We start from the raw sequence: 17,323 nt of genomic DNA on the forward strand, positions 1-17,323 counted from the left end.
TCTCCTATTTGACGATGTGAAATGTGCGCGTGACCGGGCGGGCCGTCTGCCGTTCCGGTTTGGCTCCGCTGCCTTTGAACTTCCCGCGCTCCTTGACAAGCTTCCTGGCAACGCCGGGTGCGGGATCTCGCCCCGCCATCCGGTTTCCGTCGATCCAGCCGAAATAGAGGTCGTCGTTGATCCTCATTTCCCGGAATGCGGCGGTCACGTCGGCCCAATGGTTGTCGGAGCCGAATTTTGCGCTGCGCACTTCGAGCGCCGCGACTGCGAGCGTGCCGCAGAGCAGCGTTGCGATGAACAGAGACCGGACGGGATGAGTCATCATTTCGATACCATTTTGCTGCTTCTTTCAGATCTTAGTTGACCCCTTCTCCATTCTCGTACATCACTCCAAGATTATATTGTGCCTGCGCATTTCCCTGTTCAGCCGCCAAACGATACCACTTCACTGATTCTGTGCAGTTCTTCGGAATGCCTTCTCCCAATTCATATTTCAAACCAAGATTGAACTGTGCCGTTGCATTTCCCTGTTCAGCCGCCAAACGATACCACTTCGCAGCTTCCGTTTGATCCTGCCCAACATCCATACCATCATACATCACACCAAGATTACATAGTGCCGATACATTCCCCTGCGCGGCGGCCAGGCGATACCATTTTGCAGCCTCTGTTTGATCTCGTTTGACGCCCTCTCCATTCGAATACATCACGCCGAGATTGAACTGTGCTATCGCATTACCTTGCTCTGCAGCTTTACGATACCAATGCATCGCTTCTGCATAATCCTGCAGCCGCATGAAGTCATTACCTTTTTCCAAATACCCGTTGGAAATATCTTTAAACTTCCCCCCCTCGTTAATAACTGCTTTGTTCTGATCCAATAGCGACAAAGAGCAATCTTGCTCTTTAAAACTGCCCCTTTGCTTGATTCAATCATTCGAAGTATTAAGGATATACGAATCATTTCATCAATCCCATTTCACGCAAACAATCATCATAATAATGCGGGACAAATCCCAACAAGGTTTCCGGCATTGCATCTTCTTCATAATAATAATCCGGACACCAAATTGAAAATCCATATTTAAGGGAAGTAAATCCTTCCCGATCAATATAAATTTCCGGATCAAGTTTCTGATAATGTTCTAATAATTCCTTGTAGGGACGCCGCAATATGCTTTCCCCTTCAAAAATAATGTCTATATCATAACCTTTACATAGCTCAAATCTATTGCATTTAAAATCATTATTATAACCAATAAAAAGTTGTTCAGCAAAAAAATCTCTGATAGAAGATCCTCTATCCGTCGTCATTGTAACATCTTCATACGGAAGCCCCATGATTTTTCGAACTTCATCCCTCGACATGAGAAACTTGACGGGTCCAAACCCCTCATACGGATAAAAAGTAAACTCCATGATTATTCCTTATTTTTTTTATTTATTGTATCGGCAATTAACTTAGCTTGCATATAAGACGCTTTCTGCATGAAATAATTTGGCGATATGACCGGGATCATGGGAAACATCATCCATGTATGCTTTTGCATGTTCCTCTATTTTCCCTTTTGCGCGTCCCAGCGGCTTATTGTTCAGATTTGACTTCAAATCCCGGTTCAGATATTCATCCGGGTTCAGATCAGGGCTGTAGCTTGGCAGATGGAACACTTTGATAAAAGCGGCATGTTCACGCAGAAAGTCATCAAGCAATTTACTGTGGTGAACTCGTAAATTATCCAAAATCAGGAATACTTTCCGTTCATTGCAACTTATGATACGCTCCATAAACTCAATCAGTTTTTGAACAGTCATTGTATCCTTGTAGAACATGAAATGAACCTTGCCTTGGTTCGAGATTGCGCTTATCATGTTGATTTTCTCCGGTACTGGATTCACTTTCTGAACAGGTGTTTTCCCCTTTGGGGAATAACTTCTGCCCTTCGATTCATCGTTCCGAATTCCAGTTTCATCACCCCAGAAAATATCTGCGTCTTCCGTTTTGGCTTGTTTCTTGATGTCCGGAAATTTATTTTCCAACCAGTTCTGAACAGCAACGTCGTTTCGTTGATACGCTCTTTTTACCGGTTTTTGAGGGGTGAAACCCCAGCGCTTCAAATATTCGCCAACCGTACGGATCGGCATTTCGATTCCAAACAATGACTGGATGTGCAATTTTACTGCCTGACGAGTCCAGAGCGCAAACGGAAGTTTCAGCTGATCCGGACAATGATCTATCAAATCTTTTTTTATCTGCGCTTCCTCATGCGGCGACAAATGACGGCAACTTCCGACAGGACGACCTCCCTTGTTTACGTTTTTCAGCTGTCGAAGTCCTGATTTTTTCCAACTCCTTATCCACTTCCCCACGGTAATGGGGTGAGCTCCGACAATCTCTCCTATTTCTGTATAACTTTTACATTTTCCGCTTTGATAAAGGCGAACGGCTTGCTCTCGCCTTTCGGCAAGTGCGACGGAATTTATTTGATGGGCGGTGTAATTACTCATAATGGTAAATATTATACACCAAAAATCAGAAAATGCAAGTAATGTTAATTGCCAAATCTATAACAATATCTGGTTACATTTTTTTGTAAAAAACGCCGTCTTGACAAATTCGCAGCGGGGAGGTATTTTTATTCCGGAGAGGAAAACAGCCATGCCAGGAAAACTCAAAACTCGAGCCGACCGGCTTTGTACCGACTTGCGAAGTGTGCTTGAAACCATGCCGGAGGGATATCTTCTGCCCTCCACGCGGGAAATACAGAAGAAGTATTCCGTCAGCCGCCGGGTGGTGTTTGCCGCCCTGAATCAGATGAAGAAAGAAAAGCTCATCAGCATTGTCCCCAAAGTCGGAGTATTCAGTACCGGAACACTGTGCCGAAAACGCGGTGCGCTCGTTCATCTTTGTCTGCCGGAATACCCCTCGCGCTGGCAGTTTTCTTTCCTCGAAGAACTTGAGCGATTTTCTACCCGGAGCGGCCTGGTTCATTACCGTAAACGGTTGTACAACGGCGAGAAGAGCTCCTACGTTCAAGCACTTGAGTCAAATTGCGATGCGGCGGCCGTCATTGCGGCAGGGAGGGATATCACTCCAGACGAATTGCGCGGACTGCTCAACTATCCGCACCCGTTGCTCTTCATCTCAAAACATCTGGAGGAGCTGCCGATCAATTCGATCGCCATGAATGACCACATTTGCGGCGTATTGGCCGCGGAGTACCTGCTCGAAAAAGGGCATCGCCAACTTGGCGTGCTGATTTGTGAGCCGCATTTGTACGGCACTTATATGATTGCGGATATGTTCAATCACGTCGTGAAGTGTGCCGGCGCCTCCTGCGTGATGATTGATTGCAAGATGAAACCGGAACAACTTCCGCAACAGGCGGCGTTTGATACGATTCTCCCCTTTCTTGAACAGGAGAAATTGATGTTCACGGCGCTTTTCGTCATCAATGACACGGCGGCTCCGGGCGTGCTGCGTGCGTGCCGGGAAACCAACCGGTCGATTCCGGAGGATCTGAGTCTGCTGTGCAGCGGGGAACTCCCGGACGACGCCAAGTTTCCGACTCCGCTGACCACCGTGGGCATCAGCAGCACGGAAATGGCGGCGGCAGTATCGGAAACCTTGCTCGACATGATCGGGAATCCCAATCGGGTTTTCCACGTCAATCTGACGCCGAGGCTTTATGAACGCGCTTCCGTCCAGCCTCCGGCTCCCACTCTGCCGCCGCAGCAGTGAGAGTCGGAACGAAACGGAACGGAACCTCACTCCACGGTGAGGACGACTTTCCCGATGTTTTCCCCGTCGCGCAGAATCCGGTGCGCCTCCTCGACCTGAGAGATCGGCAGAACCTTGTGCAGAATCGATTTCACGCGGCCCGCCGAAAATTCCGGCCAGAGCGTCCGTTCGAGTTCCCCCAGAATCCGCGCCTTCTCTTCCGACGAACGGCTCCGCAGCGTGCTGCCGATGAGCCGGACTCCGCGTTTGAAGAAGAGATCCATGTCGATCTGCGTCATCTTTCCGCCGAGCGTCGCCAGCACGATCCAGCGGCCGCCGCGCGCCATCTTGACCACGCATTCACCCAGTCCCGGCCCCGCCACGCAATCCAGCGCGATGTCCGGCGGATTCGCTTCGAGCACCGCCGGGAGCGACTCTTTCCGACGATTCACGATCCAGTCCGCCCCGAGTTTGCGGACGAATTCCCCTTTCTTGTCGCTGCCGACGGTCGTGATGACTTTCGCGCCACACCGTTTCGCAAGCTGAATCGCCGCAAGCCCGAGTCCGCTCGCTCCGGCCTGGATGAACACCGTATCCCCCGCTTTCATCTCCGCAATCAGCGTGAGATTCAGGAACGCTGTCGCAAACACTTCCGGAATTCCGGCCGCCTCTTCCAGGGAAACATGCTCCGGCACCGGCAGAACCATGTCCTGCGGCACCGCGACCTTCTCCGCATAGCCGCCGCCGCCGAGCAGCGCGCAGACCCGTTCCCCTTTTTTCCAGCGGGAGACCGCCGGCGCCGACTCGATCACACCGGCGACTTCGAGCCCCGGCCACTCCGGCCATCCCGGCGGGGGCGGATAGTTTCCGTCCCGCTGCAGCAGATCCGCCCGGTTCAGCGCCGCCGCGTGAATGCGGATCACCACATCGTTCGCACCGGGAACCGGATCGGCAACTTCGCTCCAGACAAATTCCCGCTTCCCATTCAAAATCATCGCGTGCATTCATTCATCTCCATTTTGTATATCCGGAGGCGGCCAGCGTAATCTCCTCCACCAGATAATCGTGTTCATAAGAATAAGGATTCTTCATCTCGCCGCGAATCATCTTCGCAAGTTCGATGAGCTGCTCCTCGTACCGGTCCGCCTGCGGCGGGAAGCGCAGCGTGTGAGTTCCCGCAGGGAAACCGTTCGCGTCTTTCGCCAGCAGCAGCATAACTTCGACCGGCTTCCCGTCGAACCGTTCGACCGGGCTGAATTCGATCACGCCGCCGGTTCCGGCGATTCGGATCCGCCGTTTTTCGATATTGCCCGGAGTCCGGCTGCAGGCGCGGAGCGTCACGATCGCATGCGGATACTCGAGCACCGCCATGCAGTTGTTGCGGATCGAATCCCGGTCGCCCGGAGCCGACTTCAGAAACGGCGTGACCGCCTCCGGCCGCCCCATCGCAGCTGCGACAAAGTCGATCAGATGACAGCCGAGGTTGTACATGATTCCGCCGGAGAACTTTCCGATGTACTCCTGATACTCCTCGCCTCCGTAGCAGTGATTCATATCCGCTTCGATTTCAAATACCTCTCCGATCAGTTTCGACCGGATCGCCTCAATGCAGAACCGGAACGCGGGATTCCCCCGGAACATGAACCCCATCTGCAGCGGCAGATTCCTTTCCCGGCAGCCGTCGAGCAGTTTGCGGTAGAGCACCGGATCCTCTCCTGCCGGTTTGTCGAGGTGCATGGGCCAGTTCCGCTCCATGCAGCGGATCGCCATCGGGACGAGATCATTGTTCGGGACTTCGACGGTCACAGCTTCGATCGTCGGATCATTCAGCGCCTCTTCGAGCGTCAGAAACTTGAGTCCTTCGTAGGGAACGAGATAATCGCCCGCGAACTTCGGTGTTTTCGAGAACGTGTTGTCATCGACCACTCCGACGATTTCGAAATAATCCGGCAGCCGTTTAAGCGAGATGATTTTTCCCAGGGCATGTTCGTGGCAGACGCCGATCTGAGCGATTCGAATCTTCTTCATTGCAAGTTCCTCCAGTCAAAAGCGATGCCTAGCGGCGGATTTTTCGTTTTCGCGATGCACTCATACACTTCGTGCGCCTTTTCCGGAGATACGACCTCCGAAATCACCGGCCGCACCTGAAGCCGTCCCGCCGCCACGAGCTTCAGGAACGTGCGGTAGTCATCAAACTCCGTCCACATGCCGGGACGCGACTCTTCGGTCGGGCGCGTCATCGTGTGCGCGCCGATCAGCGTTACGCCACGCCGGTGCACATACTTGTAGAAGTCGATCGGCGCATCCGATACGCGCGTGCAGCCGAGCAGCGAAATCCGCCCCATCCAGGCGACGTATTCGAGCGCCTGCTGGAGTGCCGCCGCGACACCGGTCACTTCGACTACACCGTTCACGCCGCGCCCGCCGGTCGCTTCGAGCACCTGTGCGATAAAGTCGGGCGCATCCGGAGAAAACGTCCGATCCGCGCCGAGTTTTTCAGCCAGCTCCCGCCGCTTCGGATCGAGGTCGCAGACGAAGAGCGGAATCGCTCCCGAGAGCCGCGCGATCTGCAGCGCGAACACGCCGAGAATCCCCTGACCGGCGATCATCGCGGACTCCCCGAGTTCGAGCCGCAGTTTGCGCACTCCGAGGAATGCGAACGAGGCGATGTGCGTAAAGGCCGCATCCAGAAGATCGATCGAATCATCTTCGATCTTGAAGACGGTGTTCGCTTTCTTCACAGTGCAGGAACGATGTCCGCCCCAGGTGATGAGCACCCGGTCGCCGATCTTGAGATTTTCGACCGCGTCTCCCGCCGCGACGACGGTTCCTGCGGCGCTGTACCCCGGATGGTAGGGAAAACTCTGCGACGTGTTCGGCAGCCCGAGCAGCCACGCGCGTTCGGTCCCCGCACTGACCGCGCTGAAATCACTCTTGAGCAGCACCTCATCCGGCTTGAGCGAGGCAGGATCGAACTCCTGATGTTTCAATACCGCGTTGCCCGGAGTCTCCACCTCCACATAATAAACTTTCATCTCGGCCATCCTCCTTTATTGAATCCAGGAAGCGTTTCTGGGGCCGATCACCCGGCCGCCGTCCACGAGGTAGTTGCATCCGGTGATGTAATCTCCGTCGGGAGAAGCGAGGTATGCGATCATCGAGGCGATGTCCTCCGGAACACCCGAACGGCCGAGCCAGGTACCCTGATTCTCCTGCACCTGCGGGCCGCAGATCATGCCGGGGGAAACGCAGTTCACCGTTACGCCATGCTTCCCCGCCTCCATCGCGAGCGTCTGGCTGAACGCGATGACACCTCCTTTCGAGGCGGCGTAATCCGCCCAGCCCGGAAGTCCCGAGACACCGGCGATCGATGCGAGGTTGATGATTTTGCCGTATCCACGCGCGATCATGCCGCCGACCGCCTCCCGGCAGCAGAGCATGGTGCCGATGAGATTCACGTCGATGATCGCTTTCATGGTTTCAACCGGTGTCTGCTGAAGCGGGGCGGATTGTTTCCGCAGCAATCCGGCGTTGTTCACGAGAATGTCGACGGGCCCGAGCGCCCGCTCCACCGCCTTGAATACGGAGGCGATTCCGTCCGGACTCGTCACGTCGAGCGCCGCGGCAAACGCCCGGCCGCCCGCAGCGGTGATTCCGGCGGCGAGCTTTTCGGCACTCTCGAGCGAAAGATCCGTGACCGCGACAGCGGCGCCCTCGGCCGCGAGGCGGCGGACGACTGCAGGTCCGATCAGGCCGCCGGAACCGGTGACAAGTGCAACTTTTCCATCCAAACGTCTTTCCATGCTCATCTCCATTCCAATCAGAGGTTGTTGATGTTCCAGTGCATGTTGCGCAGAACGCTCTTCATCGCGCGGATCGTCGGCTGGGTCATGCCGTAACGCGGCTCATAACGGGAGATGCAGAAGAAGATCGAAACCCCGAGCGCCGGCCCCATAAACCGGTGCGGGCGGCTGTAAGTCCCGTTGCAGAGATGAATGAACGGTTTCCCGAGTTCCCGTTTCAACAGCAGAGTCGTGCGGAACGCTTCGGCAAGCTCCTCATCGGTGTTGACGGTCGTGACGATCTTGACGACGTCCGCTCCGCGTTTCGCAACTTCAGAGAGATGTTCAAAGACCTGTTCCGCCGTTCGCGGACACGCCATGTGCGAGGAGATGACCACATCCGCCCCGAGGGAGTGAATGCGGTCGATCAGCCGCTTCTGCTTGTCGATGGCGGCCGGGTTGTGCGTAAGTTCCATCGGGGAAGGGTCATAAAGATCGCCCATCACGTCGATGATCGAACCGCCCGCCTCCGCCGCCGCCAGCAGGATTTCCTGTCGGCTGTCGTCATCGAGATTCTGCTGCGAATCGTTGCGGTAGAAACAGAACATGGTCGGAAGATTCACCGCGTCAATGACGCTTTTGAGCGAATCCCGGTTCCGGAACTCCGGCTTCAGATCCCGCAGTTCGATTGCGAGTCCGTCCGCCCCCTCAAATTCGCAGTTCCGCGCTTCAGCGATCAACTCCTGCGGCGTCTGGCCTGCGAAGATTCCCGTCGCAACCGGCTGCGGCTGATTCAAAAATGTCCGTTTCACTGTGCTGCCCTCCCGGGTTGAATGGGTTGTTCGTGATTCCGGAATAACAATACCGCATCGGAATTCCCCGCGCAAATGCGGTTTCCACTGGTTTGTGAAAAGAATTATGAAAGTTCTGCTTGATTCTCAAAAATTATCATGATATATTGCAAATAAGGCAAAAAAACGGGAAATATATCAAATGACGATCTCTGAGATTGCGAAACTTGCGGGAGTTTCGACTTCGACCGTATCACGGGTTTTCAGCCATCATCCGAACATCCGCGAAGATGTCCGGAATCACGTGTTCGCCGTCGCCCGGCAGCACGGCTATCATCCGCGCATCTCGAACAAACAGAAGAACGTGGTCATCATCACGCCGTACAACTCCGACTATCCCGTTCACAGCTGCGTAGATATGCTGCTCATGGCGTTGACGCAGGAGCTGCCGCCGCGCGGGTTCCGGCTCGAGATTCTGCCGCACGACAATCTCGAGCGGCTTGCGGGAATCCAGTTCTGCGGCGCGGTCGCCATCGGGGCTGAACCGGAGGATTTCCGCGACTGGCCGGACCGGTTTACGCCGCCGCTCGTGCTCGTCGACCGCAAGGGCGAGCGCATGCCGCCGGAAGTCTATCAGGTCCGTTCCGACGAAAACCAGGGCATGGAACTCGCGATCAACCACTTGTACGAGCGCGGCTGCCGGAAGATCGGCTGCATCATCCACGGCGACCCCGGAACGGGGAACGCCGACCTGCGTCGCGCGGCGATCGAACGGGCGCTCCGGGAACACGGACTGCCTGCAAACGACTACTTGATTCACTTCTCCGGGCCCGGGACGGAACGGTACGTCGATCTCATCGGCAAGCTGCTGCGCCAGAACGTCGACGCACTCTTCTGCCCGGGCGGGAACGCGGGGATCGTCTCGCTCTACGCATTTTCGCTCTTCAACAAACGGATTCCGGACGACATTTCGCTCATCGCGACCGAGCAGACGTTTTTCTCGGAATACGCCGTTCCGCCGCAGACCACGGTCACGCAGGATTACAAAGCCGTCGCAGCCGCGGTTGCGGATGTGATTGAGGCGCGGATTGACGGCCGCCGTGCCGAACCGTCGACGGTGCTCCCGTACCGGCTCATCAAACGCGAAAGCGTGCGCGTACGCGGCTGATTCCGATGAATTACTATTTTCACGTACCGTTCTGCCGCTCGAAATGCGGATATTGCGCATTTTATTCAGAACCCGCTCCGGGGGAAGAACTTCTGGACGCATATCTCGACCGGTTGGAGCAGGAGCTCGACTCGTTCAAACCGCAGGAGCCGTGCGAAACCCTCTACCTCGGCGGCGGGACTCCGACGCTCTTCGACGATCGGCGGCTCGAACGGCTGCTGGCCATGATAACGCGCACGCTCGCGCCGCCCCCCGATGCCGAGATCTCGATCGAAGCGAATCCGGAGACGCTTACGGCCGCCAAAGTCGCCCTGCTCCGCTCTTTCGCGAACCGTTTGAGCCTCGGGGTGCAGTCGTTCGATTCGCGACTCCGCGGGACGCTCGGACGCGACTGTTCCCAAGCCGCGCTTGAACGTGCGCTGGATCTCGTTGCAACAGCAAAATTTCCGCACTGGAACTGCGACCTCATCTACGCGATTCCGGGTCAGGACGGCGAGGCATTCCGGCGTGACCTCTACTCCGCCGTCGCACTCGGGATCGACCATCTCTCGTGTTACAGCCTCACGCCCGAGGAGGGGGCGCGCCTCGCGGATTCGCTCCTCCCCGACGAGGAGGAGTCCGAACGGATGTGGAAAATCGCAAACGATTGCGGGTTACCGCGTTACGAGATCAGCAACTACGCGAAGAGCGGCGGCGAATGCCGGCACAATCTGAATGTCTGGCGCGGCGGCAGACTGCGCGGATTCGGCCCCTCCGCCGCCGGGTTCGACGGTGTGCGCCGCACGATCGAGCCGGCCTCGCTCGCGGCATGGCTGCGTGGAGACCCGCCCGAAGTCGACGAGATTCCGCCGGAAGAGCGGCTCAATGAGATCTTCGCCGTGAATCTGCGCACCGTGCGCGGCTGGACGCCGGAACTCTGGAGCGGAGTACCGAACGCCGATCCGTGGGAGAGCCGTCTCGCCGTCGCACAGCGCGCCGCGGCGGAAACTTTTCCGGAATGGTTTGACATTTCGCCGGAACGCATTACATTAACGAACTCCGGATTGCTTTTCTGGAACAGTGTGGCGGAAACGATATTATGAGTTCGCTTGAACAGACCCCTTACGAACCGTATAAACGGTATTTGCTGGAGATCGCCTATGACGGCGGCAACTACAGCGGCTGGCAGATTCAGCCGCACTGCCTTGCCGTGCAGGAGGTGCTCCAGAAGATTTTGACGAAGATGTACGCCGGACTGCCGATCCATCTGATCGGCAGCAGCCGGACTGATGCGGGCGTTCACGCCCAGCGCTTTGCGGCAAGTTACCTCACGCCCGTGCGCCCGGACATCCCGCCGGATAAGATCCTGCGGGCGGTGAACCGGCAGCTGCCCGTGGACATCAAGCTGCGCACGGTCCGCGAAGTCCCGCTCGAGTTCCACGCACGCTACGACGCACTCGGGAAAGCCTACACCTATGTGCTGAATCTCGGAGCGCCATCGCCGTTCATCGACCGGTACAGCTGGGTGCCGTATCACCGCATGGATGTCGCGAAGATCCGCGCCGCCGCGCAGGTGCTTGTCGGGACGCATGACTATTCGAGTTTCGTCGTCGAGCGCAGCATGATCGATGACGCGGTGCGGACCATCTTCCGGATCGACGTGACCGAGATCGGGCAGTTCTGCTGCTGCACGTTCGTCGGCAACGGATTTCTCTACAAGATGATCCGCTGTCTCATGGGGACGCTCGAAGCGGCCGGAAGCGGCAAGCTCAATCCCGGGGCGGTCCGGCGGATCCTCGAAGCGCGCGACCGTTCGGTCGCCCCGGAAACCGCTCCGCCGCAGGGACTTTTCCTCATGAAAGTGTTTTACTCCGAGGAGGAGCGGGAGAATTTCCGGCTGGAGGGTCTGCCGTTCTGCTTTTGACGGCTCTGCGACTGGCAAAGAGGATGTTTTCGTGGTATAGTAACGGGATGACGATTCATACTTTCAGGAGATTCGAGGATGAGTGAATTCCTTTCCCGTTTGAACCCGGAACAGGCCGAGGCGGCCGGAACGATAAACGGCCCGGTGCTCGTGCTCGCCGGCGCCGGAACCGGCAAAACCCGTGTGATCACATTCCGCATTGCGCACATGCTGTCGATCGGAATTGCGCCGGAACAGATTCTCGGCATGACCTTTACGAATAAAGCTGCGCGCGAGATGCGCGAACGGCTCGCTCAGCTGGTCGATCCCGGCGTCGCGTCGCGGGTCACGCTCGGAACGTTTCACAGTTTCTGCATCCGGATTTTGCGGCGCGAGGCGACGAAACTCGGTTATCTGCCCGGCTTCACCATCGCGGATGACTCCGATCAGCAGGGACTGCTCAAACAGGCGGTCGGCAACGCGGGCTTCAGCACCCGGGAAGGGTTTCCGCTGGCCGAGGTCCAGGCGCAGATCGGCAAGTGGAAGAACCGGCTGCTGTTCCCGAAAGACGCCAAAAAATTTGCGGAGACGAGCTACGAGGAGGATTGCGCGATCGTCTACGAGTACTATCAGGAGCTGCTTGAGCTCCAGAACTCCCTCGACTTCGACGACATGCTTCTGCTCGTCCACAAGCTGTTCACGGAGTTTCCGGAGGTGCTCGCGAAGTATCAGGATCGTTACCGTTATCTGCTGATCGACGAGTATCAGGATACGAACGCCGCTCAGTTCACGATCGTGAAGCTGCTGGTCGGAGAGACCTGCAATCTCTGCGTGGTCGGTGACGACGATCAGAGCATCTACTCGTGGCGCGGGGCGGACATCAGCAACATCCTGAATTTTCCGGAACACTTTCCCGGCGCCAAAGTCGTCAAGCTCGAACAGAACTACCGCTCGACCACAAGCATCCTGAACGCGGCGAACGCCGTGATCGGCTCGAACGCGAACCGGCACGAGAAAAAGCTCTGGTCGGACCTCGGAATCGGCGACAAGGTTCAGGTCGTCAAAACTGCCAGCGGAGAGGCGGAAGCGGAGTTCATCGCCGGGATGATCCAGCAGCTTCACGAATCCGAACACTATGCCTACAAGGATTTTGCAATTCTCTATCGCTCGAATCACCTCTCGCGCGAGCTCGAGCAGTCGATGCGGCGCAACCGGATTCCGTACCGTCTCGTCGGCGGGCAGGAGTTCTACAAGCGACGCGAGATCAAAGATGCGGTTTCGTATCTGAAACTGCTCGTAAATCCGCACGACGACCAGAGTCTGCTGCGCATTCTGGGGACTCCGCCGCGCGGGCTGGCCGCCAAAGCCGTTGAACAGCTCAAAATCGGCCGCGCCACGACCCATACGCCGATGGTCGACCAGCTCGGGCTCGAGGAGTTCCGGAAAACTCTGCCTCCCAAAGCCGCCAGAGCGGCGGAGGAGCTCGACGAAACGTTCCGGCTTTACCGCGAAAAATTTCAGGAGCCCGGAGCTCTCGCGGCCAAAGTCACCTCATTTCTGCGCGACGTCGGCTACCTCGACGGACTTCAGAGAATCTACAAGGATTTGAACGACTCGATGAAGCGGCGTGAAAACGTCGACGAATTCATCAACGCCATCGCTCAGTTTGAACAGCGCGAGCAGGAGCCGCAGACTCTCGAAGCCTATCTCGAGAGTTTCGCGCTGCTCGAGGAGAGCGACCGCACCGAAGAGGACGACGCCGGCGGCGATGCCGTCACGCTGCTCACCGTGCACGCCTCGAAAGGGCTCGAATTTCCCGTCGTCTTCTGCGTCGCGCTCGAACGGAATCTGTTTCCGCACGAACGCGCGATCGAAGAGGGATCGCTCGAAGAGGAGCTCCGGCTCTTTTACGTCGCCATCACCCGCGCGCGGAAAAAACTGTTCATCACCCGGGCCGCCCGGCGCCTCCAGCGCGGCATGCTGCAACCGGCCATGCCCTCGCCATTCCTCGAACTGCTCGGGGACGACGTTGCGGAGTTCCCCTCGCCGGATGATCTGCTCCGCCCCGCCAGCGATGAGTCTGTCCGCAAAGCATTCGCCGAGATCTTCAAAATGCTCGACAAACGCAACCGCGACTGACTCCCATCCCCCCGGTTTCCGTCCCTGCTTTGCCGCTCTTCCGTGCATCGCAGGGATGTTTTTTGCCCTCCCTCCCCGCCCCCGCTACGCAAAAGAAATCCTACATTATGCAAATTTTGCATAAAAGCAGAAAATTCTGCGGAACAGCTATTGACATTTGCACATAAATCGAGTATAATATTAGTGTAATACAATGATAACGTTATGGGATGAGTCGGGAAAATGGCAGTTGCAAAGACAAAAGGCAGTGGGTCATCGAACGGAGTTCTGGCCCAGGTGGCGTTTCGTGCGCGGGTGTCGACCGGGACAGTGAGCCGCGTATTCAACAACAGTTCTCTGATTCCGTCGGAGACGCGGAGCCGGGTGCTTTCCGCGGCACGCGAGCTCGGGTTTCGTCCCCGGGTGGGCGTGCGGAACAAACAGATCGCCCTGGTCACGGAGCCTCCGCACAAAACGGTGATGGGCGGTTACGTCAATACGCTCACGCAGCATATCTGCTATGCACTGTCGCGACTCGACGCGGGGATCACGATGATCACCGAGGACCGGATCGACAATCTGACCGACTGCTGGTTCGACGGAGTGATCGGCATCGCCTGGGAAGACCGCACGATCGACATCCTGAAACAGCTTCACAACATTCCGATGGTCTGGTTCAGCGAGAATCAGTCCGCCTGGTGTCACACTGTCTTTCCGAACTGCTACACGACCGGGCAAATCGCGGGGGAGTACCTGCTGGGGAAAGGTCACCGGAAGATCGCGGTGATTCACGATATGGATTACACCGGAGGCGGCCGGGTCGAAGGAGTACGCATTGCCATGCGGAATGCGGGGCTCAATCCCGACGAATTGCTGTTGGCGCTCTCGAGCAGCGAACCGCTGCATCTCGCGGTCAAACAGCTCATCGACGCGGGCTGCACCGCGGTCTGGGTGCCGGGCGAGGATATGCGGGCGCTCGAGGTGAACTGGCTCATCCAGGAACTTGCGGGCAAACGGATTCCGGAAGACATCTCCCTGCTCGGTTCGGAGAATCCGGGGATTTCTGAATTTCAGCGGCCGTCGCTGACCACCATCGCGATTCCGCTGCACGAAATGGCGGAGATTGCGGTTGATCTGGTCATGCAGGGAGATGTTTCCTGTCTTCGGAAAATCGAGCTGCCGGCCAAACTGATCGAACGGAATTCCGTAAGCGTTTTAAAACACTGACCCGGGCTTGAATTCCCGCGGCAACAACAACAGGAAGGTCACCTTATGAAATTGAACAGAACAATACTCCCCGTGTTTCTGCTCGCATTCGCCGGGCTGCTCTGCCCGGCCGGAGAGCTCAAGCTGGACAAGGACCAGCTCGAAGCGCGGTATCACGCCAAAGTCGAACGGGATTCCAGGGGAATCAAGCTCTATTCCGATACTGCGGAATGGGATGCCGGACTCCGGATCAATCCGCCGAAAGGGGAACTCTTCGACTTTTCCGGCGCCAAATATCTCGCGGTGGACGTCGAAAACCTCTCCAAAGACCGCCAACTTCGCCTCACGATGCACATCTCGAGCGGCAAGCACAGCGGCCAGAGCTCGAGCCATGTGGATCTGCCGCTGCGCGAGGTCAACACCGGCATCGGCCTGAATCCCGGCGAAAAGCGCACGATGCGGCTCTATCTGCCGCACGCCTCGCTCTTCACCGCTCCGGACGGCGGCAAGAATATCCGGCGGCCGCTCGACACGTCGAAGATCAACTCGATCGAATTCAAAATGCAGTGGCCGTTCGAGCCGCACAAAGTTGCCGGTCTCATCGACTGCCGCCTCTCGAATCTGAGACTGGAGGGAGAGCCTGAAGTCGAGCGGAAAGTCACCGGCATGGGCGACGACTATTTCCCGTTCATCGATGAATACGGTCAGTACAAACACCTCGACTGGCCTGAGAAGATCCACTCCGACAAGGATTTGAAAGAGAATCACAAGAAAGAGCTTGCCGAGCTGGAAAAGACTTCTGCCCCCGCGACCTGGGACCGCTTCGGCGGCTGGGCGGACGGCCCGAAATACGAGGCGACCGGCAGCTTCTACCCCGTGAAACACGACGGGAAATGGTATCTCGTCGACCCGGATGGCAACCTTTTCTGGTCGCTCGGAATCGACGTGCTGCAGGCTCACACCGACGCGACGCAGGGCAAGGGGCATGAACGCTGGTTCACCCACAAGGTTCCGGCCGACGGATCGCTGCCTTTCACCCACTGGAATCTCCAGAAGAAGTACGGCCGTACCGATTATGAAAAGGAGTTTTACGACGTCATGGTCAAGCGGCTGAATGCGTGGGGCATCAACACGATCGGCAACTGGTCCAAGACCGACGTGATGATCCTCGGCAGGAAGCCGTACACGATGCAGCTCAGCGACTTTGCGCGGGGTTTCCCGCGTTTCCGCAAGAGCAACGTGAAGTTCTACGACGTGTTCGATCCCGAATTTGAAGAGAAGATGGGGAACATCCTGCGCGACCGTGCCGAAGTGGACGAGATCACGCGCAAATCGATCAACGACCCGATGTGCATCGGTTACTTCATCGACAACGAACTGCGGTTCAATGATATCATGAAAGCGGTCTTCGGCGCTGAGCCCGATCAGCCTGCGAAGCAGGCGTTCATCGCCGACCTCAAGGAGAAATACGGAACGATCGAAAAACTCAACAAGGCCTGGGGAACCGACTTTGCCGACTGGGAGAAGCTCGCGGAAAACCGGAGCATGCCGAAAGGCCGGGGATACCGTGCGGATTCCGATGCGTTCTATGCGAAATTCGTCGACCGTTACTTCCGGATCTGCCGGGAGGGGATCAAGAAGACCGCGCCGCACCGGCTCTATCTCGGCTGCCGTTTCGTCGGCTTCCGCCAGTCGAAAGCCGCGCAGGACGCCGCCGCGAAATATTGCGACGTGGTCAGTGTGAACACCTACCAGAACAGCGTGGCGAACGTCGACCCGAAGTCGTTCGGTGAAAAACCGATCCTGATCGGGGAATTCCACTTCGGCACCTATGATCGCGGCATGTTCAGCAACGGGCTCTGCCCGACGGCGGATCAGACCGAACGGGCGACCGCGTTCCTGCGGTACGTGCAGGGAGCTCTGGTTCATCCGAACATGGTCGGGGTTCACTGGTTCCAGTTCCGGGACCAGCCGCTGACCGGCCGCTGGGACGGAGAGGGTTACCAGATCGGCTTTGTGGACGTGGCTGACACTCCGTATCCGGAGCTCATCAAAGCTGCCCGTGATGCGGGCGAGAACATGTACACCTACCGGAAGAACGGAAAACTCGTCAATGCGATGAAATAAATCTTCCGCCGCAGACCGGCGGGGGCGGCTGGGAATCCGTCCCCGTCCGCGGGATCTCTCCGCGGCATTTCCAGTGCGGAAACCGGTCTGCCCTGCGACCGACGATTCACGCCCTGCATCGGCCGCGCAGTAAAAGAGATGAGAATACGGGGGCGAACGGCGAATGGAAATTGAATTCGCCGTTTTTTTCATTTGTGAACTCAGCCAGAGATTCTGTTAAAAGAGTTCCGCATTTCCGACCGCCGGATCGGAGGGGGGACGGGGGACCGGCCTGATCTTCCGGGGAATCCGGTATTTCTTTCGGCTTTCGCCTGACTTTGCATAAAAAGGGTGCGGGCGGGAAAACTCTTGAAAATGAGAGTTTTCCCGCCCGCATTTTTTGTCCTGCCGTGGAATCCGGGAAACCGGATGAAACCGCGATCCCGTCTTCCCCCGGTCGCTTCGGGAATGGGAAGGTAAGCGCCCAGCCAGCCCCATCTGGATTTGAGTCAGACAGTGTGGTATGTTCTTCCACAAACCGTAATAATGGGA

Annotated in this window: 17 protein-coding genes; 7 read left to right on the forward strand and 10 right to left on the reverse strand. The window is 57.0% G+C overall.

Annotated features, from left to right (window positions below; translation table 11 throughout):
- Window positions 1–4: 4 nt before the first annotated feature.
- From Q0J85_RS11770 to Q0J85_RS11785, 4 genes are all read right to left on the reverse strand, one after another.
- A complete protein-coding gene (locus tag Q0J85_RS11770) occupies window positions 5–325 on the reverse strand; it encodes a hypothetical protein (RefSeq protein WP_294481825.1) in 321 nt (106 codons plus the stop codon).
- A gap of 31 nt (window positions 326–356) precedes the next feature.
- Window positions 357–881 carry a tetratricopeptide repeat protein gene (locus Q0J85_RS11775; protein ID WP_294481828.1) on the reverse strand — a complete coding sequence of 175 codons (525 nt, stop codon included), beginning with the start codon at window positions 879–881 and terminating at the stop codon, window positions 357–359.
- Between the two features lie 79 nt (window positions 882–960).
- On the reverse strand, window positions 961–1,419 hold the full coding sequence (locus Q0J85_RS11780) for a hypothetical protein (protein ID WP_294481831.1): 459 nt from the start codon (window positions 1,417–1,419) through the stop codon (window positions 961–963).
- Window positions 1,420–1,461: 42 nt separating this feature from the next.
- Window positions 1,462–2,505 (reverse strand): IS630 family transposase, encoded by a 1,044-nt coding sequence (locus tag Q0J85_RS11785; protein ID WP_294481833.1) that lies wholly within the window; start codon window positions 2,503–2,505, stop codon window positions 1,462–1,464.
- A gap of 151 nt (window positions 2,506–2,656) precedes the next feature.
- Here Q0J85_RS11785 and Q0J85_RS11790 point away from each other — a divergent pair, with 151 nt between their 5' ends.
- Entirely contained in the window at window positions 2,657–3,739 is a 1,083-nt protein-coding gene (locus Q0J85_RS11790; RefSeq protein ID WP_294481835.1) for a LacI family DNA-binding transcriptional regulator, read from the forward strand.
- 26 nt (window positions 3,740–3,765) lie between these two features.
- Here Q0J85_RS11790 and Q0J85_RS11795 read toward each other — a convergent pair whose 3' ends face one another.
- Genes Q0J85_RS11795 through Q0J85_RS11815 form a run of 5 tightly spaced genes read right to left on the reverse strand, consistent with a single transcriptional unit; the run spans window position 3,766 to window position 8,312 of the window.
- Window positions 3,766–4,722: an NAD(P)H-quinone oxidoreductase gene (locus tag Q0J85_RS11795; protein WP_294481837.1), complete on the reverse strand. Its 957-nt coding sequence runs from the start codon at window positions 4,720–4,722 to the stop codon at window positions 3,766–3,768.
- A gap of 4 nt (window positions 4,723–4,726) precedes the next feature.
- Entirely contained in the window at window positions 4,727–5,746 is a 1,020-nt protein-coding gene (locus Q0J85_RS11800) for a Gfo/Idh/MocA family oxidoreductase (RefSeq protein WP_294481839.1), read from the reverse strand.
- A complete protein-coding gene (locus Q0J85_RS11805) occupies window positions 5,743–6,753 on the reverse strand; it encodes a zinc-binding dehydrogenase (protein ID WP_294481842.1) in 1,011 nt (336 codons plus the stop codon). The genes Q0J85_RS11800 and Q0J85_RS11805 overlap by 4 nt, the downstream gene beginning before the upstream one ends.
- Before the next feature lie 15 nt (window positions 6,754–6,768).
- Window positions 6,769–7,521 (reverse strand): SDR family oxidoreductase, encoded by a 753-nt coding sequence (locus tag Q0J85_RS11810; protein WP_294481845.1) that lies wholly within the window; start codon window positions 7,519–7,521, stop codon window positions 6,769–6,771.
- Between the two features lie 17 nt (window positions 7,522–7,538).
- Window positions 7,539–8,312 carry a type I 3-dehydroquinate dehydratase gene (locus Q0J85_RS11815; RefSeq protein WP_294481849.1) on the reverse strand — a complete coding sequence of 258 codons (774 nt, stop codon included), beginning with the start codon at window positions 8,310–8,312 and terminating at the stop codon, window positions 7,539–7,541.
- A 181-nt stretch (window positions 8,313–8,493) separates the two neighbouring features.
- On the opposite strand from Q0J85_RS11815, the gene Q0J85_RS11820 reads away from it, so the two are divergent.
- The 6 genes from Q0J85_RS11820 (at window position 8,494) to Q0J85_RS11845 (ending at window position 16,792) form a co-directional block, all read left to right on the forward strand.
- Entirely contained in the window at window positions 8,494–9,459 is a 966-nt protein-coding gene (locus Q0J85_RS11820; RefSeq protein WP_294481851.1) for a LacI family DNA-binding transcriptional regulator, read from the forward strand.
- Window positions 9,460–9,464: 5 nt separating this feature from the next.
- Window positions 9,465–10,541, forward strand: coding sequence for a coproporphyrinogen-III oxidase family protein (locus Q0J85_RS11825; RefSeq protein WP_294481854.1), 1,077 nt, complete (start codon window positions 9,465–9,467; stop codon window positions 10,539–10,541).
- On the forward strand, window positions 10,538–11,362 hold the full coding sequence (truA, locus tag Q0J85_RS11830; RefSeq protein ID WP_294481857.1) for a tRNA pseudouridine(38-40) synthase TruA: 825 nt from the start codon (window positions 10,538–10,540) through the stop codon (window positions 11,360–11,362). Before Q0J85_RS11825 ends, truA begins: the two co-directional genes overlap by 4 nt.
- A 78-nt stretch (window positions 11,363–11,440) precedes the next feature.
- Complete coding sequence (locus tag Q0J85_RS11835) at window positions 11,441–13,480, forward strand: ATP-dependent helicase (RefSeq protein WP_294481860.1); 2,040 nt, start codon at window positions 11,441–11,443, stop codon at window positions 13,478–13,480.
- A gap of 222 nt (window positions 13,481–13,702) precedes the next feature.
- Entirely contained in the window at window positions 13,703–14,686 is a 984-nt protein-coding gene (locus tag Q0J85_RS11840) for a LacI family DNA-binding transcriptional regulator (RefSeq protein ID WP_294481864.1), read from the forward strand.
- 45 nt (window positions 14,687–14,731) lie between these two features.
- A complete protein-coding gene (locus tag Q0J85_RS11845; RefSeq protein WP_294481866.1) occupies window positions 14,732–16,792 on the forward strand; it encodes a beta-galactosidase in 2,061 nt (686 codons plus the stop codon).
- A gap of 106 nt (window positions 16,793–16,898) precedes the next feature.
- Here the strand turns inward: Q0J85_RS11845 and Q0J85_RS11850 are convergent.
- A partial coding sequence (locus Q0J85_RS11850) for a hypothetical protein (protein WP_294481869.1) occupies window positions 16,899–17,323 on the reverse strand: 425 nt, incomplete at its 5' end.

It is taken from the genome of uncultured Victivallis sp. (assembly GCA_944389935.1).
Classification (GTDB): domain Bacteria; phylum Verrucomicrobiota; class Lentisphaeria; order Victivallales; family Victivallaceae; genus Victivallis.

What these genes read in the sequence shown, in the direction of transcription:
- Q0J85_RS11820 (WP_294481851.1), top strand. Translation starts at nt 8,494, where the DNA reads ATGACGATCTCTGAGATTGCGAAACTTGCGGGAGTTTCGACTTCGACC.
- Q0J85_RS11795 (WP_294481837.1), bottom strand. Translation starts at nt 4,722, where the DNA reads ATGCACGCGATGATTTTGAATGGGAAGCGGGAATTTGTCTGGAGCGAA.
- Q0J85_RS11800 (WP_294481839.1), bottom strand. Translation starts at nt 5,746, where the DNA reads ATGAAGAAGATTCGAATCGCTCAGATCGGCGTCTGCCACGAACATGCC.
- Q0J85_RS11805 (WP_294481842.1), bottom strand. Translation starts at nt 6,753, where the DNA reads ATGAAAGTTTATTATGTGGAGGTGGAGACTCCGGGCAACGCGGTATTG.
- Q0J85_RS11790 (WP_294481835.1), top strand. Translation starts at nt 2,657, where the DNA reads ATGCCAGGAAAACTCAAAACTCGAGCCGACCGGCTTTGTACCGACTTG.
- Q0J85_RS11835 (WP_294481860.1), top strand. Translation starts at nt 11,441, where the DNA reads ATGAGTGAATTCCTTTCCCGTTTGAACCCGGAACAGGCCGAGGCGGCC.
- Q0J85_RS11845 (WP_294481866.1), top strand. Translation starts at nt 14,732, where the DNA reads ATGAAATTGAACAGAACAATACTCCCCGTGTTTCTGCTCGCATTCGCC.
- truA (WP_294481857.1), top strand. Translation starts at nt 10,538, where the DNA reads ATGAGTTCGCTTGAACAGACCCCTTACGAACCGTATAAACGGTATTTG.
- Q0J85_RS11810 (WP_294481845.1), bottom strand. Translation starts at nt 7,521, where the DNA reads ATGGAAAGACGTTTGGATGGAAAAGTTGCACTTGTCACCGGTTCCGGC.
- Q0J85_RS11770 (WP_294481825.1), bottom strand. Translation starts at nt 325, where the DNA reads ATGATGACTCATCCCGTCCGGTCTCTGTTCATCGCAACGCTGCTCTGC.
- Q0J85_RS11785 (WP_294481833.1), bottom strand. Translation starts at nt 2,505, where the DNA reads ATGAGTAATTACACCGCCCATCAAATAAATTCCGTCGCACTTGCCGAA.
- Q0J85_RS11840 (WP_294481864.1), top strand. Translation starts at nt 13,703, where the DNA reads ATGGCAGTTGCAAAGACAAAAGGCAGTGGGTCATCGAACGGAGTTCTG.
- Q0J85_RS11780 (WP_294481831.1), bottom strand. Translation starts at nt 1,419, where the DNA reads ATGGAGTTTACTTTTTATCCGTATGAGGGGTTTGGACCCGTCAAGTTT.
- Q0J85_RS11825 (WP_294481854.1), top strand. Translation starts at nt 9,465, where the DNA reads ATGAATTACTATTTTCACGTACCGTTCTGCCGCTCGAAATGCGGATAT.